Origin of the sequence: Allobrachymonas denitrificans DSM 15123 (assembly GCF_900110225.1) — a bacterium.
In the GTDB taxonomy this organism is placed as follows: domain Bacteria; phylum Pseudomonadota; class Gammaproteobacteria; order Burkholderiales; family Burkholderiaceae_C; genus Brachymonas; species Brachymonas denitrificans.
In genome coordinates this window covers 141,610-162,621 of record NZ_FOCW01000001.1, presented here as the reverse complement: position 1 = coordinate 162,621, position 21,012 = coordinate 141,610, and the positions used below count along the sequence as shown (strand labels likewise).

General features: G+C 63.0%; 29 protein-coding genes. 11 read left to right on the top strand and 18 right to left on the bottom strand.

What is annotated here, in order from left to right:
• Position 1: 1 nt before the first annotated feature.
• The 13 genes from rpmJ to rplN are packed head-to-tail and all read right to left on the bottom strand — an operon-like array spanning position 2 to position 5,775.
• Complete coding sequence (gene rpmJ / locus BMW28_RS00755) at positions 2–115, bottom strand: 50S ribosomal protein L36 (RefSeq protein WP_076342701.1); 114 nt, start codon at positions 113–115, stop codon at positions 2–4.
• A gap of 18 nt (positions 116–133) precedes the next feature.
• Positions 134–352, bottom strand: a complete 219-nt coding sequence (infA, locus tag BMW28_RS00750) for a translation initiation factor IF-1 (RefSeq protein WP_091812823.1) — start codon at positions 350–352, stop codon at positions 134–136.
• Between the two features lie 6 nt (positions 353–358).
• Positions 359–1,669, bottom strand: a complete 1,311-nt coding sequence (secY, locus tag BMW28_RS00745; RefSeq protein WP_091812821.1) for a preprotein translocase subunit SecY — start codon at positions 1,667–1,669, stop codon at positions 359–361.
• A gap of 28 nt (positions 1,670–1,697) precedes the next feature.
• Positions 1,698–2,129, bottom strand: coding sequence for a 50S ribosomal protein L15 (gene rplO, locus BMW28_RS00740; RefSeq protein WP_091812819.1), 432 nt, complete (start codon positions 2,127–2,129; stop codon positions 1,698–1,700).
• A gap of 9 nt (positions 2,130–2,138) precedes the next feature.
• Complete coding sequence (gene rpmD, locus BMW28_RS00735; protein WP_091812817.1) at positions 2,139–2,321, bottom strand: 50S ribosomal protein L30; 183 nt, start codon at positions 2,319–2,321, stop codon at positions 2,139–2,141.
• An 11-nt stretch (positions 2,322–2,332) separates the two neighbouring features.
• Positions 2,333–2,854 carry a 30S ribosomal protein S5 gene (gene rpsE / locus BMW28_RS00730; RefSeq protein WP_091812816.1) on the bottom strand — a complete coding sequence of 174 codons (522 nt, stop codon included), beginning with the start codon at positions 2,852–2,854 and terminating at the stop codon, positions 2,333–2,335.
• A 15-nt stretch (positions 2,855–2,869) separates the two neighbouring features.
• Positions 2,870–3,235, bottom strand: a complete 366-nt coding sequence (gene rplR, locus BMW28_RS00725) for a 50S ribosomal protein L18 (protein ID WP_091812814.1) — start codon at positions 3,233–3,235, stop codon at positions 2,870–2,872.
• 11 nt (positions 3,236–3,246) lie between these two features.
• Positions 3,247–3,780, bottom strand: a complete 534-nt coding sequence (gene rplF, locus BMW28_RS00720) for a 50S ribosomal protein L6 (RefSeq protein ID WP_091812812.1) — start codon at positions 3,778–3,780, stop codon at positions 3,247–3,249.
• Between the two features lie 22 nt (positions 3,781–3,802).
• Positions 3,803–4,198 carry a 30S ribosomal protein S8 gene (rpsH, locus tag BMW28_RS00715; protein WP_091812810.1) on the bottom strand — a complete coding sequence of 132 codons (396 nt, stop codon included), beginning with the start codon at positions 4,196–4,198 and terminating at the stop codon, positions 3,803–3,805.
• A gap of 18 nt (positions 4,199–4,216) precedes the next feature.
• Complete coding sequence (gene rpsN / locus BMW28_RS00710; protein ID WP_091812808.1) at positions 4,217–4,522, bottom strand: 30S ribosomal protein S14; 306 nt, start codon at positions 4,520–4,522, stop codon at positions 4,217–4,219.
• Between the two features lie 8 nt (positions 4,523–4,530).
• Complete coding sequence (gene rplE, locus BMW28_RS00705) at positions 4,531–5,070, bottom strand: 50S ribosomal protein L5 (protein WP_091815271.1); 540 nt, start codon at positions 5,068–5,070, stop codon at positions 4,531–4,533.
• 2 nt (positions 5,071–5,072) lie between these two features.
• The gene (gene rplX, locus BMW28_RS00700; RefSeq protein ID WP_091812806.1) at positions 5,073–5,393 is read right to left on the bottom strand and encodes a 50S ribosomal protein L24; all 321 of its coding nucleotides are present in this window, start codon (positions 5,391–5,393) and stop codon (positions 5,073–5,075) included.
• Positions 5,394–5,406: 13 nt separating this feature from the next.
• Positions 5,407–5,775, bottom strand: coding sequence for a 50S ribosomal protein L14 (rplN, locus tag BMW28_RS00695; protein WP_091812804.1), 369 nt, complete (start codon positions 5,773–5,775; stop codon positions 5,407–5,409).
• A gap of 403 nt (positions 5,776–6,178) precedes the next feature.
• Here rplN and proC point away from each other — a divergent pair, with 403 nt between their 5' ends.
• Both proC and BMW28_RS00685 read left to right on the top strand, forming a co-directional pair.
• Complete coding sequence (gene proC, locus BMW28_RS00690) at positions 6,179–7,012, top strand: pyrroline-5-carboxylate reductase (RefSeq protein WP_091812803.1); 834 nt, start codon at positions 6,179–6,181, stop codon at positions 7,010–7,012.
• A 9-nt stretch (positions 7,013–7,021) separates the two neighbouring features.
• The gene (locus BMW28_RS00685) at positions 7,022–7,504 is read left to right on the top strand and encodes a methyltransferase family protein (RefSeq protein ID WP_091812801.1); all 483 of its coding nucleotides are present in this window, start codon (positions 7,022–7,024) and stop codon (positions 7,502–7,504) included.
• Positions 7,505–7,631: 127 nt separating this feature from the next.
• Here the strand turns inward: BMW28_RS00685 and BMW28_RS00680 are convergent, their stop codons facing one another.
• The 3 genes from BMW28_RS00680 to BMW28_RS00670 all read right to left on the bottom strand — a co-directional run bounded on the left by BMW28_RS00680 (position 7,632) and on the right by BMW28_RS00670 (position 9,493).
• The gene (locus tag BMW28_RS00680) at positions 7,632–8,336 is read right to left on the bottom strand and encodes a BON domain-containing protein (RefSeq protein ID WP_091812800.1); all 705 of its coding nucleotides are present in this window, start codon (positions 8,334–8,336) and stop codon (positions 7,632–7,634) included.
• Positions 8,336–8,998, bottom strand: a complete 663-nt coding sequence (locus BMW28_RS00675) for an SIS domain-containing protein (protein WP_091812798.1) — start codon at positions 8,996–8,998, stop codon at positions 8,336–8,338. Before BMW28_RS00675 ends, BMW28_RS00680 begins: the two co-directional genes overlap by 1 nt.
• Before the next feature lie 84 nt (positions 8,999–9,082).
• Positions 9,083–9,493 (bottom strand): YraN family protein, encoded by a 411-nt coding sequence (locus BMW28_RS00670; RefSeq protein WP_091812797.1) that lies wholly within the window; start codon positions 9,491–9,493, stop codon positions 9,083–9,085.
• Between the two features lie 56 nt (positions 9,494–9,549).
• Between BMW28_RS00670 and rsmI the strand changes: the two genes are divergently transcribed.
• The 9 genes from rsmI (at position 9,550) to BMW28_RS00625 (ending at position 19,227) form a co-directional block, all read left to right on the top strand.
• Positions 9,550–10,494: a 16S rRNA (cytidine(1402)-2'-O)-methyltransferase gene (rsmI, locus tag BMW28_RS00665; protein WP_200785729.1), complete on the top strand. Its 945-nt coding sequence runs from the start codon at positions 9,550–9,552 to the stop codon at positions 10,492–10,494.
• The gene (locus BMW28_RS00660; RefSeq protein WP_091812795.1) at positions 10,491–11,093 is read left to right on the top strand and encodes a hypothetical protein; all 603 of its coding nucleotides are present in this window, start codon (positions 10,491–10,493) and stop codon (positions 11,091–11,093) included. The genes rsmI and BMW28_RS00660 overlap by 4 nt, the downstream gene beginning before the upstream one ends.
• 33 nt (positions 11,094–11,126) lie before the next feature.
• Positions 11,127–12,521: a DNA repair protein RadA gene (gene radA, locus BMW28_RS00655; protein ID WP_091812793.1), complete on the top strand. Its 1,395-nt coding sequence runs from the start codon at positions 11,127–11,129 to the stop codon at positions 12,519–12,521.
• Positions 12,522–12,897: 376 nt separating this feature from the next.
• Positions 12,898–14,211: a glycine betaine/L-proline ABC transporter ATP-binding protein ProV gene (gene proV, locus BMW28_RS00650; protein ID WP_091812791.1), complete on the top strand. Its 1,314-nt coding sequence runs from the start codon at positions 12,898–12,900 to the stop codon at positions 14,209–14,211.
• A 75-nt stretch (positions 14,212–14,286) separates the two neighbouring features.
• Complete coding sequence (gene proW, locus BMW28_RS00645) at positions 14,287–15,576, top strand: glycine betaine/L-proline ABC transporter permease ProW (protein ID WP_091812789.1); 1,290 nt, start codon at positions 14,287–14,289, stop codon at positions 15,574–15,576.
• Positions 15,577–15,692: 116 nt separating this feature from the next.
• The gene (gene proX, locus BMW28_RS00640; protein ID WP_091812787.1) at positions 15,693–16,709 is read left to right on the top strand and encodes a glycine betaine/L-proline ABC transporter substrate-binding protein ProX; all 1,017 of its coding nucleotides are present in this window, start codon (positions 15,693–15,695) and stop codon (positions 16,707–16,709) included.
• Between the two features lie 143 nt (positions 16,710–16,852).
• Positions 16,853–17,788, top strand: a complete 936-nt coding sequence (locus BMW28_RS00635) for a branched-chain amino acid transaminase (protein ID WP_091812785.1) — start codon at positions 16,853–16,855, stop codon at positions 17,786–17,788.
• 22 nt (positions 17,789–17,810) lie between these two features.
• Positions 17,811–18,014 (top strand): zinc-finger domain-containing protein, encoded by a 204-nt coding sequence (locus BMW28_RS00630; RefSeq protein WP_018714640.1) that lies wholly within the window; start codon positions 17,811–17,813, stop codon positions 18,012–18,014.
• Positions 18,015–18,126: 112 nt separating this feature from the next.
• Positions 18,127–19,227: a glycosyltransferase gene (locus BMW28_RS00625; RefSeq protein WP_091812783.1), complete on the top strand. Its 1,101-nt coding sequence runs from the start codon at positions 18,127–18,129 to the stop codon at positions 19,225–19,227.
• Between the two features lie 7 nt (positions 19,228–19,234).
• On the opposite strand, the gene BMW28_RS00620 is transcribed toward BMW28_RS00625, so the two are convergent.
• Positions 19,235–20,074, bottom strand: a complete 840-nt coding sequence (locus BMW28_RS00620) for a glycosyltransferase family 25 protein (protein ID WP_091812781.1) — start codon at positions 20,072–20,074, stop codon at positions 19,235–19,237.
• A 108-nt stretch (positions 20,075–20,182) separates the two neighbouring features.
• Entirely contained in the window at positions 20,183–20,995 is an 813-nt protein-coding gene (locus tag BMW28_RS00615) for a glycosyltransferase family 25 protein (protein ID WP_091812780.1), read from the bottom strand.
• Positions 20,996–21,012 lie beyond the last annotated feature (17 nt).

Here is a 21,012-nt window from a genome sequence, read left to right as displayed (position 1 = left end):
ATCAGCCTTGACGCTGCTTGTGACGGGGATCGGTGCAGATGATGCGCACCACGCCTTTGCGGCGGATAACCTTGCAATTGCGGCAAATTTTCTTTACCGAAGCTGAGACTTTCATTCTTCTCTCCTCTGTTCTTTACTTGGCGCGGAACACGATGCGCGCTTTGGATAAATCGTACGGGGTCAATTCGACCGTTACCTTGTCGCCTGGCAGGATACGGATGTAATGCATCCGCATCTTGCCGGAGATATGGCCCAACACCACATGTCCGTTTTCCAGCTTGACGCGAAAGGTGGCATTAGGCAAGTTCTCCACCACTTCGCCCTGCATCTGGATCACATCATCTTTAGCCATGATGAATTAACGTGATTTGAAGTTGGCCTTTTTCAACAGGGCATCGTATTGCTGCGTCATCAGGTAGTTCTGCACCTGGGCCATGAAGTCCATGGTAACGACAACGATGATCAGCAAGGATGTTCCGCCAAAGTAGAACGGCACGTTGTATTTCAGAATCAGGAATTCCGGCAGCAAACACACCAGCGTGATGTAGATGGCACCGATGAACGTCAACCGAAGCAGGATCTTGTCGATGTAGCGTGCGGTATTGTCACCAGGACGGATACCGGGCACGAAAGCACCGCTCTTCTTCAGGTTGTCGGCAGTTTCCCGGCTGTTGAACACGAGGCCGGTGTAGAAAAAGCAGAAGAAAATGATCGCGGCAGCATACAGGGCGATATAGATCGGCTGTCCCGGAGTGAGCGAGGAAGCGATGTCACGCAACCAGCGCATGCTCTCGGTACTGCTGAACCAGTTCACCACGGTAGCGGGCAGCAGGATGATCGACGATGCAAAGATCGGCGGGATCACACCAGCCATGTTCAGCTTCAGCGGCAGGTGCGAAGCCTGGCCACCGTAGACCTTGTTGCCCACCTGGCGGCGTGCATAGTTGACCAGGATCTTGCGCTGTCCGCGTTCGACGAACACCACGAAGTAGGTCACCAGCACCACCAGTGCCAGAATGATCAGCGCCACGATGATGCTCATCGCGTTGGTGCGGACCAGTTCCAGCAGACCGGCAATCGCGCTGGGCAGACCGGCTGCGATACCTGCAAAGATCAGGATCGAGATGCCGTTGCCCAGACCACGCTCGGTGATCTGCTCGCCCAGCCACATCAGGAACAGCGTACCTGCCGTCAGGCTGACCACTGCGGTCAGCTGGAACATCAGGCCCGGATCCATCACCAGACCCGGCTGCGATTGCAGTGCCATGGCAATGCCATAGGACTGGAACAGCGCCAGGGCCAGCGTGCCGTAGCGGGTGTACTGCGTGATCTTGCGCTGTCCGGCCTGGCCTTCCTTCTTCAGCTGCTCGAACGTGGGAACCACGTAGGTCATCAGCTGCATGATGATGGAAGCCGAGATGTACGGCATGATCCCCAGTGCGAACACCGTGAAGCGCGACAGGGCGCCACCCGAGAACATGTTGAACAGGTTCAGGATGCCGCCTTGCTGCCCCTGGAACAGCTGGTGCAGCTGGTCGGGATCGATGCCGGGAACGGGGATATGCGCCCCGATCCGGTACACCACCAGGGCCAGCAGCAAGAACACCAGACGGCGACGCAGGTCGCCATACTTGGGAGCACTTGCCGTTTTTGCCAGACTAGTAGCCACGTTTAACGCCCTTGCTTGCGTGGGTCAATCAGGCCAGGCTGCCGCCGGCTGCCTCGATGGCAGCCTTCGCGCCAGCGGTGGCACCAATGCCGGTCAGCTTGACCGCACGGGTCAGCTCGCCGCTCTTGATGACCTTGACGACCTTGATCATCTGGCCGACCAGACCGGCCTCTTTCAGGGCCAGCATGTCGACTTCATCCAGGCCCAGCTGATCCAGCTCGGACAGGTTGATCTCGGCGTTGTACTTCAGCAGGTGGGACTTGAAGCCACGCTTCGGCAGACGACGCTGCATGGGCATCTGGCCGCCTTCGAAGCCGACCTTGTGATAGCCACCAGAGCGGGATTTCTGGCCCTTGTGGCCACGGCCTGCAGTCTTGCCCAGACCGGAGCCGATGCCGCGACCCACGCGACGCGCTGCGTGCTTGGCGCCTTCGGCAGGCTTGAGGTTGTTGAGTTCCATCTTCAGACCTTACAGAACTTTCACCAGATAGGCGACTTTGTTGATCATGCCGCGCACTGCAGGAGTATCCTCCAGCTCGCTGACGCTGTTGAGCTTGCGCAGGCCCAGGCCGCGAATGGTGTCGCGATGGGACTGCTTGGTGCCGATCGGGCTGCGCACCAGCTGCACTTTGACGGTTTGCTTGTCAGACATGTTTCTCTCCATCAGGCGGCGAAGATGTCTTCCACGCTCTTGCCACGCTTGGCGGCCACTTCGGCCGGAGTCGTGGAGTTGCGCAGTGCATCAAACGTGGCGCGGACCAGGTTGTACGGGTTGGACGAACCATGGCTCTTGGCCACGATGTCGGTGATACCCATCACTTCGAACACGGCACGCATCGGGCCGCCGGCGATGATGCCGGTACCCTTGGGAGCCGGCGTCATCATGACGCGGGAAGCGCCGTGGTGACCCATCACGGTGTGGTGGATGGTGCCGTTCTTCAGGGACACCTTCAGCATGCCGCGGCGTGCTTCTTCCATGGCCTTCTGCACGGCCACGGGCACTTCCTTGGACTTGCCCTTGCCCATGCCGACACCACCGTCGCCGTCGCCGACCACGGTCAGGGCTGCGAAGCCCAGGATACGACCACCCTTGACAACCTTGGTCACGCGGTTGACCGCGATCATCTTTTCGCGCAGGCCGTCGTCGCGAGCGTCGTCTTGCGGTTTAGCTTGAATTTTTGCCATTTTCGATTCCAATCCTTAGAACTGCAGGCCGGCTTCACGGGCAGCGTCGGCCAGAGCCTTGACGCGGCCGTGGTAGGCGAAGCCTGCACGGTCAAAGGCAACCTTCTCGACGCCAGCAGCCTTCGCCTTTTCGGCGATGCGCTTGCCGATCATGGCGGCAGCCGCCACGTTGCCACCCTTGCCGGCAGCGCCCAGTTCCTTGCGGATATCGGCTTCGGCAGTGGACACGGTAGCCAGCACCTTGGTGCCGCAACCGGAAATCAGCGATGCATACATATGCATGTTGGTACGGTTCACGGTCAGACGCGGCACGCCCTGTGCGGCAATGCGGATACGCGTCTGGCGTGCACGGCGAATACGTTGGGCTTTCTTGTTCAACATGATGCCGTTCCTTATTTCTTCTTGGTCTCTTTGATGATGACGCGCTCGTCGGAGTAACGCACACCCTTGCCCTTGTAGGGCTCGGGCGGACGCGTTGCACGCACTTCGGCGGCAATCTGGCCAACGGCCTGGCGGTCAGCACCTTTGATGACAACTTCGGTGGGCGTCGGGGTAGCCGCGGTAATGCCTTCGGGCATTTCCAGGATCACCGGATGCGAGTAACCGACGTTCAGGTTGAGCTTGTTGCCCTGGACGGAGGCCTTGTAGCCCACGCCGATCAGGTTCAGCTTCTTCTCGAAGCCCTTGCTCACGCCGACCACCATGTTATTCACCAGCTGACGCAGGGTGCCGGACATGGCGTTGGCTTCACGGGATTCGTCGGCCGGCACGAAGGACAGCTTGCCGTCCTTCAGCTCGACCTTCACCAGACGGCTGGCAGCAGCGGACAGTTTGCCGCCTGCACCCTTGACGTCGATGGTTTCTGCATTGATCGCAACATCCACACCCTGGGGGACGGCGACGGGCATTTTACCTACACGGGACATCTTGTATTTCTCCTCGCTTCGATTACGCCACGTAGCACAGCACTTCGCCGCCGACACCGGCTGCGCGCGCCTTGCGATCGGTCATCACGCCTTGCGGAGTGGTGACGATGGCCACACCCAGACCGTTCATGACCTGCGGCAGGGTCTTGGAACCCTTGTAGACGCGCAGGCCGGGACGGCTGACGCGCTCGATGCGCTCGATCACCGGACGGCCGGCGTAATATTTCAGGGCGATTTCCAGGACGGACTTGCCGTCTTCGGTCTTGACTTGGAAGCCGTCGATATAACCCTCGTCCTGCAGCACCTTGACGATGGCGGTCTTCACCTTGGAAGCCGGCACGTTCACGACGGCCTTGTTGACCATCTGTGCGTTGCGGATGCGAGTCAGCAGATCGGCGATGGGATCACTCATGCTCATTCTTGATTCTCCTGCCGATTACCAGCTGGCCTTGGTGACACCGGGGATGCCACCAGCAAAGGCGATTTCACGGATCTTGGCGCGGCCCAGGCCAAACTGGCGGAAGGTACCACGGGGACGGCCGGTCAGTTCGCAACGGTTGCGCTGACGGGTCGGGTTTGCATTGCGGGGCAGCTTCTGCAGAGCCAGACGGGCAGCATCGCGCTCTTCTTCGCTCTTGCTCACGTCGTTGGCCACAGCTTTCAGCTCGGCATGCTTCTTGGCAAACTTGGCCACCAGCTTGGCGCGCTTCAGTTCGCGTTGGATAAGTGCAACTTTAGCCACAAAGCACCTCAGTTCTTGAACGGGAAACGGAAGCCGGCGAGCAGTGCCTTGCACTCTTCGTCGGACTTGGCCGTGGTGGTGATGCTGATGTTCAGGCCGCGCAGGGCGTCAACCTTGTCATACTCGATCTCGGGGAAAATGATCTGTTCCTTGACACCGATGTTGTAGTTGCCACGACCATCGAAGGAACGGCCGGAGATACCACGGAAGTCACGCACGCGCGGCAGCGCGATGTTGATGAAACGGTCCAGGAATTCGTACATCTGCACGCCACGCAGGGTCACCATGCAACCCAGGGGCTGGCCTTCGCGGATCTTGAAGCCGGCGATGGCTTTCTTGGCCTTGGTCACGACGGGCTTCTGACCGGCAATCTTGGTCAGGTCGGCCACGGCGTTGTCCATCACCTTCTTGTCGGCAACGGCTTCACCCACACCCATGTTCAGGGTGATCTTGGTGATGCGCGGAACCTGCATCGGGGTGGTGTAACCGAACTTCTCGGTCAGCGCGGGAGCGATTTTCTCGCGGAATTGGTCTTGCAAACGTGCCATGATCATGCCACCTTGATTTCTGCGCCGCTGGACTTGAACACGCGCACTTTGCTGCCGTCTTCCAGGGTCTTGATGCCGACGCGGTCAGCCTTGCCGGTAGCCGCATTGAAAATGGCCACGTTGGACTGGTGGATAGGCATGGCCTTTTCCACGATGCCACCTGCCTCGCCCTTCATGGGGTTCGGCTTGACGTGCTTCTTGACCAGGTTGATGCCATCGACCAGCAGGTACGAGTCATCCTTGCGCAGCGCCACGGTGCCACGCTTGCCCTTGTCACGGCCGGTGATGACAATCACCTCATCGCCTTTGCGAATCTTGTTCATGCCGTCACTCCTCTTACAGCACTTCGGGAGCCAGGGACACGATCTTCATGAAGCGCTCGGTACGCAGTTCACGCGTCACGGGGCCGAAGATGCGGGTGCCGATGGGCTCCAGCTTGTTGTTCAGCAACACGGCTGCGTTGCCATCGAACTTGATCAGGGAACCGTCGCCACGGCGGATGCCCTTGGCAGTACGGACCACCACCGCGCTGTAGATCTCGCCTTTCTTGACGCGACCACGCGGAGCAGCTTCTTTCACGCTGACCTTGATAATGTCGCCGACACTGGCGTAGCGACGCTTGGAACCGCCCAGCACCTTGATGCACAGGACAGACTTGGCGCCCGTATTGTCGGCAACCTCTAGACGAGATTCTGTTTGGATCATTTGTAATTCCCAACTTGTACCTGGTTGCGCACCCGCATGCGAATGCGCTCCAAAGCCAGTCTTGGGCCCGTCATTCACGCCGCAAAAAGACTCTCACAGCGCTGCAGTTGGGCAGACATATCGCACCCGAAATGATGCGAAGCCTTGTATTGTCACCGAATGCTTTGCAGGAGTCAACACCTGCCTGTGCTTTTTTTGCATCAGGGTCAAGGGTTTAGCGCGTTTCCGGCGGCGCAGCAGGGCCTTGTCAGCGTTCTCGGGCCGGGTTCGTGGCGCCATGCGCCCGCCTGCAGGCCTTCAAGAAAGGGTTGCCGGCATCGATGGCTATTGGATAATGCCTTTCACACAGCGGCGCGGATCCTGCTCCGGACGCTCCTTCTACTGACACACGTTCATTGCCACCATGACCACCACTTCCATCCCCGAACACCTGCAGATCGCCTTCATCGGAGGCGGCAACATGGCCAGCGCCATTCTGGGCGGGCTGGTCCGTCAGGGCATGGCGCCCGCACGCATCCGCGTGGTCGAGCCGTTTGCCGAAACCCGTGCCCGCCTGCAGCAGGAGTTCGGCGTTCAGGTGCTGGAGGCCGCCGATGCCAGCCTCGGGCAGGCGGATGTGGTGGTGTGGGCCGTCAAGCCGCAGCAGTTCGAGGAAGCCACCCGCCCGGTGGCGCCGCACACGGGCAAGGCGCTGCACCTGAGTGTGGCGGCCGGCATTCCGGCTTCGGCCTTGGCGCGCTGGCTCGGTACCGAGCGGCTGGTGCGCGCCATGCCCAACACCCCCGCCCTGGTCGGACAGGGCATGACCGGCCTGTTTGCCGGCGCCGGCGCCAGTGCGGACGACCGTGCCGTGATCGACGCCCTGCTGGCCCCCACCGGCCAGCGCATGTGGCTGGAGCAGGAAGCGCTGATCGACAGCCTGATGGCGATTTCCGGCTCCGGCCCGGCCTATGTGTTCTATTTCATCGAGGCGCTGGTGCGCGGCGGCGTGGAACTGGGCCTGACCGCCGAGCAGAGCAAGATTCTGGCCGCGCAGACCTTTGCCGGCGCTGCGGCACTGGTGCAGGGATCCAGCGACGCCCCCGAGGTGCTGCGCCAGCGCGTGACCAGCAAGGGCGGCACCACGCACGAGGCGATTGTCATCATGCAGCAGCACGGCGTGGAACAGGCCATCGTGGCCGCCATGCATGCCTGTGCAGCGCGCGGACGCGAACTGGCCGAGCAGTTCGGCGGCTGATTTCCGTTCATGGACGTACGGCGCCAGCACCCTCTCGAGTACCGCGTGCCCCCACCGGTGGTGGACGCCGCCTGCGCCCTGCTGATGTGGCTGGCGGCACGCGCCACGCCTGCGCTGCAATGGGACTGGAGCGCCTCCTGGCGCTGGGGTCTGCTGAGCGGCCTGTCGCTGGCTGGCGGCCTGGTTGCGCTGGGCGGGCTGTGGGCGTTCCAGCGGGCGCACACCACTTTCAATCCGCTGCATCCCGAGCGTGCATCGGCGCTGGTACAGGGCGGCGTCTACCGTTTCACGCGCAATCCGATGTACCTGGGCATGGCGCTGGTGCTGCTGGGCTGGGCCTGCTGGCTGGCGCATCCGCTGGCTTTTGCCTGCATTCCGCTGGCGCTGGCCTATCTGCAGCGTTTCCAGATCCAGCCCGAGGAGCGTGTGCTGCGCGCGCACTTCGGATCAGACTACGAAGCCTATTGTCGGCACGTGCGGCGCTGGATCTGACTGGGGAGCCGCCACCGGCGGGCCTGCCTGCACCGCATCGGCTGACGCTCCACGCCTGCATGGCTGGACCATGGTCGGTGCTGCGCCAGCGCCGTTCGCACCGCTGGCGCATTTGACGCTTCCGCCGTCAGGGCGTGGTGGTCGAGGTGCCTGTAGCGGGGGCTGTACTCTGCACGGGCGCCGGCACTGTGGTGGTGCTGCTCAGGGCGCTTTCCGGAACAATTTCGAACACCTTCACCACCTTGAGCACGCCGCCCACGTTGCGTGCGGCTTCGGCGGCGGCATCGGCTTCACGCTGGGTGACGATGCCCATCAGGTAGACGGTGCCGAGTTCGGTGGTGACCTTGACGGCGTTGGAGTTGATTTGGTTGGAGCCCACCAGCGCGCCCTTGACGCGCGTGCTGGTCAGCGCATCGGTGGAGCGCTGGCTGAGCGTGGCAGGCGGGTTGATCAGGATGTCGTTGACCACGCGGCGCACGTTGGGCACGGTGCGGGCGGTGTTTTCGGCCAGCTGGCGGTCGGCATCGGTGGTGACCTGGCCGGTCAGCAGCATGACGCGGTTGTAGCTGGTGACGCTGACGCGGCCGCGATCCTTGAGCACCTCTTGGATGCGGTTGCTGCCACGGGCCTCGATGCCCTCGTCCTCGAGTTGCGCGCCGGAGGTGCGGCGATCCAGCGCCAGCCAGGCGCCGCCGACAGCGGTGCCCACCACCAGTGGAACGCAGGCGCTCAGCGTGGCTGCCAGCACACCGGCAAGGACCAGGGTGCGGCCCAGGCGGCCGTTGCGGGACGTAGAGGTGGTACGGGTGTCGGCGCTAGCGGACGGTTTCATCAATCGTTCTCCTGTTCATCACCAAGCAGAATGCGGTCGAGCGCATCGCACACCACGTGCGAGGCGAGCAAGCATTGTTCGAGCAGGCGCAGGCCGCGCGGCTGGGCCAGCAGGACTTCCACGTCCAGCTCTCCCAGCGCATCGGACGGCTCGCCGCCATGCATCCACAGCACCGGCAGGTCGCGCGCATGGGCCGCGGCCAGTGCCTGCAGCGCATAGGGCTGCCGAGCATCCGTGCTGTAGAGCCACAAAGTATCCTCCATCTGCCCGAACTGCTGCAGTTGCTGCACCAGGCTTTGTGCAACACCTTGTTGCAGCTGCTCCAGCATGTCGGGTGGCAGGGCCTGGGTCGTGCCGGCGGGGTTGGCGACCGGCCAGCCGAGATCGCCCAGCAAGGCCAGTGCGGGCAGCGGCGGGCGCTCGCGCTCCAGCACGCCACCGAGACGGGCCGCCAGATAGGGAGGGAGGAAAGCGGTTTCGGCCACGCCACAGAGCAGGATCTTGCCGCCGCGTGCCACCGTGTCGGCCAGCAGCTGCGCCGCCAGGTCGAGCTGGAACAGGCCCTCCTGCGCGGTCTGCATGCAGGCTTCGGCGTTTTCGGCGAAATGCCGCATCAGGGCGGCGTGGGGATCGGGCTGGTCGGTGGCGTCCGGGGATTGCATGGCCGGATGATAACCGTGCGGCAGAGGTACTCAGGACATCTGGCACACGGCAACCGGATTCTCCGCAATCCTGCCAGGCGAGGTTCAGGAGGCGTCGAAGGCCCCGGGTAGCCAGATCCAGGCGCCCTGCCCATGGTTGATTTCGCCATCGCAGGCCATCACGTCGAAACGGCAGGGTGGCCAGTTGCGCCAGCGCAGCAGGTAGTGCTGGGCGGCCCGGATGATGCGGCGTCGCTTGGTGGCGCCGATGCTGGCGGCTGCTCCGCCGTGGTCGTCGCTGGCGCGCTGGCGCACTTCGACAAACACCAGGGTGCCATCGGCGTCCCGCATAATGGCGTCAATCTCTCCGCCGCCACGTCCCGGTGTGCGGTAGTTGCGCTCCACCAGCACCAGGCCGCGCTGTTCCAGCCAGGCGATGGCGCTGGCTTCGGCGGCATCGCCCAGTTGCTTGCGGCTGGGTCCGGAGCTGGCCTGCGGGGTGCTTGGAGCGTTCATGCGTTGAAGGAATTGCTGTGTCTGCCACTTCTGCCCCCTCCGGTCCAGCGGGAACGCTGGCGGCTGATTTCGGGCCTGCGCTGCAGGCCGCCACGGCGGCAGCGGGCCGCCAATCATATCCCGCCGGCACGCTCTATCTGGTCGCCACGCCGATCGGCAATCTGGCCGACATTTCGCTGCGCGCGCTGCATGTGCTGCAACTGGTGGATGTGATCGCCTGTGAGGACACGCGCCACACCGCGCAGATGCTGCGCGCCTATGGCATTGCCGTACCGGCTTCGCGTCTGCTGGCGCTGCACCAGCACAATGAACAGCAGGCAGCGCAGCAGGTGGTGGAACGGCTGCAGCAGGGGCAGCGCGTGGCCTATGTGAGCGATGCGGGCACACCGGCCATCAGCGATCCGGGCGCCGGGCTGGTGCAGGCGGTGCAGGCCGCCGGTCTGCGCGTGATGCCCTTGCCGGGAGCGAGCAGCATCATCACGGCCCTGTGTGCCGCCGGCGTGGAAGGCGCGCAGCACAGCAATGGCGTGGCCGGCCTGCAGGGTGGCTGGGTGTTTGCCGGCTTTCTGCCGCCCAAGGGGCAGGAGCGCCAGCAGGCCTTGCAGGCGCTGCAGCAGGAGGCGCGTCCGGTGGTGCTGCTGGAGGCGCCGCACCGCATCGGCGCGCTGGCCACGGCGCTGGCCGTGCTGGGCGAGCGCCCGGTGACGCTGGCACGCGAGCTGACCAAACAGTATGAATCCCTCAGCACCCTGCCTGCCCAGGCGCTGGCAGGGTGGCTGGAAGCCGCGCCGGAGCGCAGCAAGGGGGAATTCGTGCTGGTGGTGCATGCGGCACCCGCCACAGATACCACCGAAGAGGCGGTCAGCCCGGAGGCGCGGCGCATCCTCAAGCTGCTGCTGGCCGAGTTGCCCACCAAGAGCGCGGTCCGGCTGGCCGCCGACATCACCGGCGAGGCGCGCAATGCGCTGTATGCCGAAGCCCTGGCGGAAAAGGCATCGTGAGCGGCAGCCCCTACAGCAGCAGCGCCGGCCATGTGGCCACGCCTTTCGGCGAGATCGCTCTGTGGCGTCTGCTGCTGCCGCCGGCGCTGAGCCGTGCGCGGCAGCGCCAGCATGTGCGCGCCGAGGCGCAGGAACTGCTGATGCGGCACTACCCGGTGGCCTCCTGGCAGCATGCCCACTGGCCGCCCAATGTGCCCACCCCGCTGTCGGAACCACAGCGACTGCAGTCCGAACCGGCGCTGTGGCTGTCGTGGAGCTATCTGCAGCCGGCTGCACCGCAGGCGCTGGCATTGCTGGCGATTGCGCCGTTCCCCGTGGGCATCGACCTGAGTGCCGGGCATCTGCTGGATCTGGAGGGCTGGGATGCGGTGCTGCAGCTGTATGGCGGCATTGCAGCGCCGCCGGATCCGCTGGATTGTGCGCGTCTGTGGACGCGCATCGAGGCCGCCGAGAAATGCGTGCGCACCGGCTTGCGCGAGTGGAGCGTGGAGGTACAGGCACAGCGCAGCCGCTGCGAACTGGTGGAGCTGCCGCTGGCCAGCACCGATCTGGCCGCGGCACTGGCCTGGCTGCCGCCGCGACCAAGACCGGCCGACTGAAACGGGGCCAGGCGCCCGCCTACAATGGCCGCCATGGCAGCCCCCAAATCCCAATTCACCTGCAATGCCTGCGGCGCGACCAGCGCGCGCTGGCTCGGAAAATGTCCGGCCTGCGGCGCCTGGAACAGCCTGGAAGAGACCGTGCTCAATCCGGCCCAGGGCATCATCGGCAAGAACCGGCTGAGCGGCCAGCACCAGAGTCTGGCGGGGGCCAGCGAAGTGGCCACGCTGGCGGATATCAAGGCCGAGGACGTGGCGCGCACGCCGACCGGCATCGGCGAACTGGATCGCGTGCTGGGCGGTGGCATCGTCGACGGCGGCGTGACGCTGATTGGCGGTGATCCGGGCATTGGCAAGTCCACCCTGCTGCTGCAGGCGCTGGATGCGCTGCAATTGCAGGGGCTGCATACGCTCTATGTGACCGGCGAGGAAAGCGCGGCGCAGGTGGCCTTGCGTTCGCGCCGGCTCGGGCTGGATGGCTCGCAGGTGCGGGTGCTGGCCGAAATCCAGTTGGAGAAGATTCTGGGCACGCTGCAGGCAGAAAAGCCGCAGGTGGCGGTGATCGACTCGATCCAGACCGTGTACAGCGATGCGCTGAGCAGCGCACCGGGCAGTGTGGCGCAGGTGCGCGAGTGTGCGGCGCACCTGACGCGTTTTGCCAAGGCCAGTGGCACCGCCGTGGTGCTGGTGGGCCATGTGACCAAGGACGGGCAATTGGCTGGCCCGCGCGTGCTGGAGCATATCGTCGACACCGTGCTGTACTTCGAGGGCGATACGCACAGTGCCTACCGGCTGATCCGCGCCTTCAAGAACCGCTTTGGCGCCGTCAACGAGATGGGCGTGTTCGCCATGACGGAAAAGGGGCTGAAGGGGGTGAGCAATCCCAGCGCGATTTTCCTGAGCACGCACGGCGAGCCGGTGCCCGGGAGTTGCGTGCTCGTCACGCTGGAGGGCAGCCGGCCGCTGCTGGTGGAAATCCAGGCACTGGTGGATGGCGCCGGGCCCAGCCCGCGCCGCCTGAGCGTGGGCCTGGAACGCGACCGTCTGGCCATGCTGCTGGCGGTGCTGCACCGGCATGGCGGTGTGGCCAGCGGGGATCAGGACGTGTTCGTGAACGCCGTGGGCGGCGTGCGCATCAGCGAGCCGGCGGCCGATCTGGCCGTGCTGCTGGCGATCACCAGCAGCCTGCGCGGCAAGGCGCTGCCCAAGGGCTTCTTTGCCTTTGGTGAAGTGGGTCTGGCCGGTGAGGTGCGACCGGCACCGCGCGGGCAGGAACGGCTGAAGGAAGCGGCCAAGCTGGGCTTCTCGGTGGCCATTGTGCCCAAGGCGAATGCGCCGAAGAAGCCGGGCAGGGATTTTGAAGGCCTGACCATCCACGCGGTGGAACGGGTGGAACAGGCGATGGAGCTGGTGCGCGGACTGCAGTGAGCTGACACAGGATTGGATGGCAATTGCACGCAATCTGCAGCCATCTCCATGCAACCGACAGGAATCCGTCAGAGTTGCACACTCGTGCAAAAGCCGTTAGACTGCCGCCTTTCCGTTCTGGCGCTGCCCCGTGCAGCGCCTGTCTGCGAGAAAACATCCCTCGTTGGCCGTCCGCACCGCCTGTGCCGTGACGGCAAGGACTTGCTGGGAGCACCGCGCCTCCCACATCGCCCGCCGGGGTTCGCCATTTCTGCAGTGGCGCACAGCCCCATCCCTACAACCAGGCAGTCGGCTTGTCCGGCCTGTTGTTGGCGTCCAAGGCGTCTTCATATCCATTGCAACAGTGCCCGCCGCCTGCCTCTGCACAGAGGAAAGCATGGCAAGAAAAATCGAGATCGCACATCTGTTCAAGGTCTTCGGCGATGATCCCGCCGCGGCTCTGGAGCTGGTGCGCCAGGGCCAGACCAAGCAGCAGATCGTGGAACAGACCGGTGCCTCCATCGGCGTGTTCGACGCCAGTTTCACCATCGAGGCCGGCGAAATCTTCGTCATCATGGGCCTGTCCGGTTCGGGCAAGTCCACGCTGGTGCGCATGCTCAACCGCCTGATCGAGCCGACCTCCGGCCGCATCCTGGTGGATGGCGAGGACATCGGCCAGTACAGCGAACAGCAGCTGCGCGCCTTTCGCCGCAAGGACATCAGCATGGTGTTCCAGTCCTTCGCGCTGCTGCCGCACCTGACGGTGCTGGACAACACGGCCTTCGGGCTGGAACTGGCCGGCGTGGACAAGGCCACGCGCCATGCCCAGGCGCGCCAGGCGCTGGAGCAGGTAGGTCTGGAAGTGTGGGCCAACAGCTATCCGGACGAACTTTCCGGCGGCATGCAGCAGCGCGTGGGCCTGGCCCGTGCGCTGGCGGCCGATCCCTCCATCCTGCTGATGGACGAGGCTTTCTCCGCGTTGGATCCCATCATCCGCAGCGAGATGCAGGGCGAGCTGCTGCGCCTGCAGCAGGAAAAGCAACGCACCATCGTCTTCATCTCGCACGATCTGGACGAGGCCATGCGCATTGGCGACCGCATCGCCATCATGAAGGATGGCATGGTGGTGCAGGTGGGTACGCCGGAAGACATCCTGCGCAACCCGGCCAATGATTATGTGCGCAGCTTCATCAGCGGCGTGGACGCATCGGCCGTGTTCAAGGCCGGCGACATTGCCCGCAAGCTGCAGGTGGAAGTCGCCGTGAGCGAGCTGCGCGGCTGCCGTCCGGCGCTGCAGCGCCTGTCCGAGCATGATCGCGACTGGGCCTGCGTGGTCGATCCCTCCTACCGCTACCAGGGCATGGTGTCGGCAGACTCGCTGCGCGCCGCGCTGCACGGGCATGAAGGCCCGCTGGGACTGCAGCACGCGCTGGTGCCGGGCATCACGCCGGTGGACAGCAGCTTCCCCGTGCGCGAACTGTACGGCCGCATGCTGGAAACGCCCAGCCCGCTGCCGGTGGTGGACGAGCGCGGCCGCTATGTCGGCAGCATCAGCAAGAACACGCTGCTGCGTTTTCTCGACCCCGAGACCGACATCGCCGGCAACCCCTTGCCGCAGGACGAAGCTGCCGACACTGCAGCGCCGGATCAGGTTCCGGCCATGGCATCCGCGCCCGAAACCGCACGCTCCGCAGCCACCCCCTCTGCCTGAAGCCCTTTCCTTTTCCCGCATGCCCCTGCGGCAGTGCCCACAAGGCGCCGCCGCTGACCGATCAGGAGTAACTCCATGAGCACCGAGTCCACGCAGGACCTTGCGCGCGCCACCGACGGCGCCGCCGACAACCCCTACGAAACCGCCGCCCCCGCCGGCAATGACAACTGGCTCAACGGCCCCGATGCCGTGCAGCCCAACGAGGCGCTGCAGGCCCCTGCCACCGAAACTGCCAGCGTCGATGCCGACGATCCCTACGCCATGAGCGGCGCCACCGACAGCAACGACAACTGGCTGAATGGCCCGGATGCCGTCGTCACCAATGAAGCGCTGGGCGATGCCGCAGCAACCGGCGCCGACGCTGGTGTGGCCGCGCTCGACAGCGGCAGCGGCGAAGGCCTGTCCTTGAGCCAGCTGTTCGACGGCAGCCTGCCAGTGCAGGACTGGATCAACCAGGGTCTGGACTGGTTCGTGGCGCACTTCCGCCCCGCCTTCCAGGCGCTGCGCGGCCCGGTGGACGGCATCCTGAGCGGCGTCGAATCCGCCCTGCTGTTTCCCTCCACGCCGGTGATGATCGCCCTGCTGTCGCTGCTGGCCTGGCAACTGGCCGGCACGCGCCTGGCCATCGGCACGCTGGTGTCGCTGCTGGTGCTCGCCGTGCTCGGCATCTGGCCCGAAACCATGGTCACGCTGTCGCTGGTGCTGACCTCGCTGTTCTTCTGCATCGTGCTCGGCCTGCCGCTCGGCATCTGGCTGGCCAACAGCGACCGCGCCGAACGCTTTGTGCGCCCGGTGCTGGACGCCATGCAGACCACGCCGGCCTTCGTCTATCTGGTGCCGGTGGTGATGCTGTTCGGCATCGGCAACGTGCCCGGCGTGATCGTGACCATCATCTTTGCGCTGGCGCCGCTGGTGCGTCTGACCTCACTCGGCATCCGCCAGGTGCGCCCGGACTTGGTCGAAGCCGCCCGCGCCTACGGCGCTTCGCCCTGGCAGATGCTGACCAAGGTGCAGATGCCGCTGGCCATGCCCTCCATCATGGCCGGCATCAACCAGTCGCTGATGCTGAGCCTGTCGATGGTGGTGATCGCTTCCATGATCGCCGTGGGCGGTCTGGGCCTGATGGTGCTGCGCGGCATCGGCCGCCTGGACATGGGCCTGGCCACCGTTGGCGGTCTGGGCATCGTGATCCTGGCCATCCTGCTGGACCGCATCACGCAGACGATGGGCCAGAGCGACCGCAAGAGCCTGCGCTGGCACCAGCGCGGCCCGGTCGGGCTGCTGCGCCGGCTGATGCAGCCGCGCCAACGCTCTGCCGATGCTCATGCCACGGCGCAGTCCTTGCCCCAGCCGGCAACGGCCTGACGCTTCTTCACCCCAAGGGCATCACCGACCCGGTCGAAGATGCCACTGATCCGACTCCGAACTTCGCGCCAAGGATGCCCGCATCCTGGCTACCCCGATTTCGCCAAGGAAACTCCATGACATTCTTTCGCTCCGCCCTCCGCTTTCCCCGCACGCTGCTCTGCGCCAGCCTGATCGGCCTGACCGCCGTCAGCGCCCAGGCCAGCGACGAACAGCCCGGCAAGGGCATCCGCATCCAGCCGCTGCAAAGCCCGATTGCCGAGGAAACCTTCCAGACCCAGCTGGTGGTGAAGGCTCTTGAAAAACTCGGCTACCAGGTGCAGCCCATCAAGGAAGTGGACTACACCGCCGCCCACCTGGCCATTGCCAATGGGGATGCCACCTTCATGGCCGACCACTGGGACCGCCTGCACGAGGACTTCTACCAGAACGCCGGCGGCGACAGCAAGCTCTGGCGCGACAACACTTACTCGGCCGGCGCCCTGCAGGGCTACCTGGTGGACCGCAAGACCGCCGAGCAGCACAACATCACCAACATCGAGCAGATGAAGGATCCCGCCATTGCCCAGTTGTTCGACACCGATGGCGACGGCAAGGCCAACCTGACCGGCTGCAACCCCGGCTGGGGCTGCGAGAAGGCCATCGAGAAGCATCTGGACCAATTCCAGCTGCGCGGCCACATCCAGCATGTGCAGGGCAACTACTCCGCCCTGATCGCCGACACCATCACGCGCTACCAGCAGGGCAAGCCCATCTTCTATTACACCTGGACGCCGTACTGGGTGAGCAACGTGCTCAAGCCCGGCAAGGACGTGGTGTGGCTGCAGGTGCCCGCCAGCGCCAACGCAGGGGCTGACAGCACCGCCCTGCCCAACGGCAAGGACTACGGCTTCATCGTGAACAACCAGCGCATCATGGCCAACCGTGCCTTCATCGAGCAGAACCCGGCTGCGGCCAAACTGTTCAGCGTGATGAAGCTGCCCATCGCCGCCATCAACGCCCAGAACAAGGCCATGAACGACGGCGCCAACAAGCAGGCCGACATCGACAAGCATGTGGCCGGCTGGATCAAGGCGCACCAGCGCCTGTTCGATGGCTGGGTCGACGAGGCGCGTGCGTCTGGCAAGCGCTGAGGTCCTCTGGCCGGGGCCTTCGGGCCAGGGGCTGCATCCCGCCGAAAATAGGCGTAAACTTCCTGTTTGTCTGAAAAAACACCTTGGCGGCAGCATCACTGGAGGGTTGCCGCCTTTTGCTGCCACACACGAAGGAGATCTGCATGAGCGCACCCACCGCACTGTCCGACCGCGACGGAAAAATCTGGATGGATGGCCAGATGGTCGAGTGGCGTGACGCCAAGATCCACGTGCTGACGCACACCCTGCACTACGGCTGCGGCGCTTTTGAAGGCGTGCGCGCCTACAAGACCGAGCAGGGCTCTGCCATCTTCCGCCTGCAGGAACACACCCAGCGCCTGTTCAACAGCGCCAAGATCCTGCGCATCCCCATGCCCTTCTCCCAGGAAGAAGTGAACGAGGCGCAGCGCGCCGTGGTGCGCGAGAACAAGCTGGAAAGCGGCTACCTGCGCCCGCTGGTGTGGCTGGGCTCCGAGAAGCTGGGCGTGTCGCCCAAGGGCACCAAGACCCACGTGATGGTCGCGGCCTGGCCCTGGGGCGCCTATCTGGGCGATGACGGCATGGCCATCGGCATCCGCGTCAAGACCAGCAGCTTCACGCGCCACCACGTCAACATCACCATGACGCAGGCCAAGACGGTGAGCAACTACACCAACTCCATCCTGGCCAACATGGAAGCACTCGACGACGGCTACGACGAAGCCCTGCTGCTGGACAGCGCCGGCTTCGTGAGCGAAGGCTCTGGCGAGAACGTGTTCCTGGTGAAGGACGGCGTGGTCTACACCCCCGACCTGTCTGCCGGCGCCCTCAACGGCATCACCCGCAACACCATCCAGTACATCTGCAAGGATCTGGGCATCGAACTGGTGCAGAAGCGCATCACGCGCGACGAGTGCTACATTGCCGACGAGATGTTCTTCACCGGCACCGCGGCCGAAGTCACGCCCATCCGCGAACTCGATCGCGTGCAGATCGGCATCGGCCGCCGCGGCCCGATCACCGAAAAGATCCAGAGCGCCTTCTTCGATATCGTGAACGGTCGCAATCCCAAGTACGCACACTGGCTGGCGCTGGTGTAACCCCCCTGCACGGAGATACCCCATGAGCAAAGCTGTAGAAATCAAGGCCAGCGACCTGAACCAGGCCGGCGAAGTGTTCTGCCCCAGCCCGCTGGCCGGCATGGAGCTGTGGAACAGCCATCCGCGCGTGTACATCAATGTGTCGAAGCATGGTGAGGGCAAGTGCCCGTATTGCGGGACGGTGTACAAGCTGAAGGAAGGTGAAGTTGTCGCGCACGGGCATTGAGGCTGACACCAGCGTACCTGCCCCGTCCGCCGGATAGCCGCCTGCAAGACGGTTATCCCGCTTTGTTGCGTCTTGACTGGTCAGGCTCCAGTACATTGAATGCCGTGCTTCCATGATCTCTCCAGCTCGCCAAGGCCTCGTGATCCTCGCCACCTTCACCTTGCAGGGAGGCGGTGCCGAACGATTTGTACTCACCCTGGCAAAAGCCTACCAACAACTGGGGGCTGAAGTCCATGTGGTCAGTTTCAAGCGTCAGGTCGACTATGCGCTTCCCGAAGGGGTCTACTACCATTTCCTGAATTACCAGGCATACCGTTGGCTGCCCGATGGCCCTCTGCGTCACCGCCTATTTGCGCGCCAACTTGATCACTATGTGACCCGGCATATTGGCCAACCCGCATTGGTGCTCTCCAACCTCTACCAAGTAGACAAGGTAATGCATTACAGCAGGCTGCCCCATATCGTCTATGTATTGCACAACACCGTATCAATCGAATATGGTCTGACGACAGACGCCCCGACGCAGCAGGCTGCCCAGCTGGCCCGACTGTACGCCAATCATCCGGTAGCCGGTGTCAGCCAGGGGGTTGTTGACGACTATGTACGCCATGTTGAAGCACACCCGAACCTGCATGCCATCCTGAACCCGATTGATCGCGATGCCGTCCGGCAACTGGCACAAGCCTTTACGCCGGATTTGCCCCCGGGCTATCTGGTACACGTTGGCAAGTTCAAGCAACAAAAGGATCAGGCCAGCCTGATCCGCGCTTACGCCGCTTCGCAACGCAAGGTGCCCCTGGTACTGGTAGGCACAGGTCCGGAGCAGGACGCTTGCCAACAACTGGCCGTGGATCTGGGCGTTGCAGACCAGGTCATCTTTGCCGGTTTTCAGCCCAATCCCTATCCCTATATAGCCCATGCAGGTGGCATGGTGTTATCTTCCCGCTTTGAGGGTTTTGGGCTTGTTATCGGGGAGGCGCAAGCCCTGGGGGTTCCGGTCATCAGCACGGATTGTGAATCCGGGCCGCGAGAACTGTTGCCCGGGCATTGCCTGGTTCCGGTGGGGGACATTCCTGCCATGACATCCAGACTCAATGCCTTGATGGCATCACCATCAGATTTCGCATCGGATTTTCAGAGCAGACTACTACCTCATCACGTGGCCATGGAGTACTTGCAACTACAACGCGTGCCACAGGCCACCATCTTGTGACGACAGCTTATAGACTACTCCAGCCATAGAGGCTCCGTACATCCATACGACGGCCAAATCGACGGCTCTTGACAAGAGGACGCAACAATCGGTACCGGAGTGGAAGTTTGGGCTGATCACTCCTCCCTTCGATGTCTGAATCTCCTCCCTCCTGGGTCACGATGGGCCTCGCCAGGAAACCCTGCCTCAACTCGCCCCTGGCATATCGCCAAACATAGTCAATCGGATAAAAAAGATCGTCCGCCGCTGCAATAAAGCTTTCTGCCGCTTTGCGTGACACTACATATCCACTCGCCAAAGCGGGTGCAGGATCACACTCGCAGACAAATCCAACCGAGGCCATGTAGCGCAACCGAAAGATCCGCCATGACCGCCTCCACTCAAGCTGTCGCCAAGCAGCGCGCTCCTTACTCATCCATGGTGATGGTCGATTTGCATGGCGCTGCCACATGGCTCTAAGCACCTCTTCATCTGGTGAATAAGGTGCATTCGCAGACAGATTCAAGAAGTCCAGCTCAGGTTCACGAAGAAAATCTTCAATGAAAGCGGGCACAGAAGGAGCAAGCAGCACATCATCCTCAAGAATCAGGGCATGACTAGCGCCACTGCACAAGAAATTCTTCCAAATTTTCACATGGGAGGCTGCACAAGCCTGTTCCCCTCTGGAAGGAAGCCTTTTCTGATTTAACAGAAATTTCCGTTTGGCAACCAGGGCTACCTGAGCATCTTCTTCTTTTCCATCAATAGCTGAAATTCGCTCAAAATGCAAGCCCAAGCTTTCCATCTGGGATGCAACTTTTGCCATCCGGTCCGGTCGCCTATCCAGATTCAGCACATAAATTTTCATTTCAGAATGAGGCACTGGGTTTTCTTTCAGCCATTAAGCGCATCGTATTAAATCGGCACCGAAACCTTCACAGCCAATCAATCAGCATTGAATATCATCTGCCTCTCATCAAAGAAAGTCCTCTTCACGTATTGTCACATCTATGCGATCCGCTCCAGCGCCAACTAGAAGATGTCGCCATGCCATTCTTGCTTGTGACACTATGCGTCGTATCTTGAACCCAATCTTGCGTGACAATGCGAGCGCTTCCGGCCGCTTACTCCCTGCCGGCGTAATGGCAGAAACAAACGGATTTGCCAGCGGCAGACCGTAATTTTCACACTGATCCAGTTGAATGGCCGCTGCAGGAACCACCTGCCAGGCGTTCAGGGCATAGTGACTCGAGATAAAGGCATCGGCTAGCCCTGGCGCATGGGTTTGCGCCTTTTGCAGCAACTTGCGCGCGCCAGACGGATAGAGCACATACGCTGCAGCGCCAGTGCGATCCTGATAAAGGCGATGCAGACTGAAACGGGAACCTGCCGGATAGGCCTGCTTGCCAATCAGCTTCTTGCGGCTCCGCGTTTCCAGGGTGACCAGATCTGCCTGTCCGGGATGCGTTGCCAGGTGCTCCAGCAAGCCGGGAACCTCGCGTGACAGAAGCGCATCATCCTCCAGAATCAGCCAGGCCTGCCCCGTATCTGCCACATGTTGCCAGGCCGCCTGGTGACTGAGAAAACAGGCCACCTCGGCTGGCCGCAGCTTGCGCTCCCAGCCATTGGCGAGCGATTCGTAGCGCTTTTCATCCAGCTCTTCGGTACTGGTGGCTGCCATGCGCTGCATGGGAATCCCCAGTGCCTCCAACTGTGCCTGCTGAAACGCCAGGCGATCAGCACTCCTTGCCAGATTGATCACCAGTGCCGGAATGGTTGTCGTACTCATGAAATTTGTCACCCCTT

Excerpts from the sequence above, each read along its gene's own strand:
- proW (WP_091812789.1), top strand. The coding sequence starts at position 14,287 with ATGAGCACCGAGTCCACGCAGGACCTTGCGCGCGCCACCGACGGCGCC.
- rpmD (WP_091812817.1), bottom strand. The coding sequence starts at position 2,321 with ATGTCTGACAAGCAAACCGTCAAAGTGCAGCTGGTGCGCAGCCCGATC.
- infA (WP_091812823.1), bottom strand. The coding sequence starts at position 352 with ATGGCTAAAGATGATGTGATCCAGATGCAGGGCGAAGTGGTGGAGAAC.
- rpmJ (WP_076342701.1), bottom strand. The coding sequence starts at position 115 with ATGAAAGTCTCAGCTTCGGTAAAGAAAATTTGCCGCAATTGCAAGGTT.
- BMW28_RS00625 (WP_091812783.1), top strand. The coding sequence starts at position 18,127 with ATGATCTCTCCAGCTCGCCAAGGCCTCGTGATCCTCGCCACCTTCACC.
- BMW28_RS00680 (WP_091812800.1), bottom strand. The coding sequence starts at position 8,336 with ATGAAACCGTCCGCTAGCGCCGACACCCGTACCACCTCTACGTCCCGC.
- rplE (WP_091815271.1), bottom strand. The coding sequence starts at position 5,070 with ATGGCACGTTTGCAAGACCAATTCCGCGAGAAAATCGCTCCCGCGCTG.
- rpsH (WP_091812810.1), bottom strand. The coding sequence starts at position 4,198 with ATGAGCATGAGTGATCCCATCGCCGATCTGCTGACTCGCATCCGCAAC.
- rplR (WP_091812814.1), bottom strand. The coding sequence starts at position 3,235 with ATGTTGAACAAGAAAGCCCAACGTATTCGCCGTGCACGCCAGACGCGT.
- rplO (WP_091812819.1), bottom strand. The coding sequence starts at position 2,129 with ATGGAACTCAACAACCTCAAGCCTGCCGAAGGCGCCAAGCACGCAGCG.
- rplN (WP_091812804.1), bottom strand. The coding sequence starts at position 5,775 with ATGATCCAAACAGAATCTCGTCTAGAGGTTGCCGACAATACGGGCGCC.
- proX (WP_091812787.1), top strand. The coding sequence starts at position 15,693 with ATGACATTCTTTCGCTCCGCCCTCCGCTTTCCCCGCACGCTGCTCTGC.
- BMW28_RS00615 (WP_091812780.1), bottom strand. The coding sequence starts at position 20,995 with ATGAGTACGACAACCATTCCGGCACTGGTGATCAATCTGGCAAGGAGT.
- rpsE (WP_091812816.1), bottom strand. The coding sequence starts at position 2,854 with ATGGCAAAAATTCAAGCTAAACCGCAAGACGACGCTCGCGACGACGGC.
- BMW28_RS00635 (WP_091812785.1), top strand. The coding sequence starts at position 16,853 with ATGAGCGCACCCACCGCACTGTCCGACCGCGACGGAAAAATCTGGATG.
- BMW28_RS00675 (WP_091812798.1), bottom strand. The coding sequence starts at position 8,998 with ATGCAATCCCCGGACGCCACCGACCAGCCCGATCCCCACGCCGCCCTG.
- radA (WP_091812793.1), top strand. The coding sequence starts at position 11,127 with ATGGCAGCCCCCAAATCCCAATTCACCTGCAATGCCTGCGGCGCGACC.
- BMW28_RS00620 (WP_091812781.1), bottom strand. The coding sequence starts at position 20,074 with ATGAAAATTTATGTGCTGAATCTGGATAGGCGACCGGACCGGATGGCA.
- BMW28_RS00685 (WP_091812801.1), top strand. The coding sequence starts at position 7,022 with ATGGACGTACGGCGCCAGCACCCTCTCGAGTACCGCGTGCCCCCACCG.
- BMW28_RS00630 (WP_018714640.1), top strand. The coding sequence starts at position 17,811 with ATGAGCAAAGCTGTAGAAATCAAGGCCAGCGACCTGAACCAGGCCGGC.
- rplX (WP_091812806.1), bottom strand. The coding sequence starts at position 5,393 with ATGAACAAGATTCGCAAAGGCGATGAGGTGATTGTCATCACCGGCCGT.
- proC (WP_091812803.1), top strand. The coding sequence starts at position 6,179 with ATGACCACCACTTCCATCCCCGAACACCTGCAGATCGCCTTCATCGGA.
- rplF (WP_091812812.1), bottom strand. The coding sequence starts at position 3,780 with ATGTCCCGTGTAGGTAAAATGCCCGTCGCCGTCCCCCAGGGTGTGGAT.
- proV (WP_091812791.1), top strand. The coding sequence starts at position 12,898 with ATGGCAAGAAAAATCGAGATCGCACATCTGTTCAAGGTCTTCGGCGAT.
- BMW28_RS00670 (WP_091812797.1), bottom strand. The coding sequence starts at position 9,493 with ATGAACGCTCCAAGCACCCCGCAGGCCAGCTCCGGACCCAGCCGCAAG.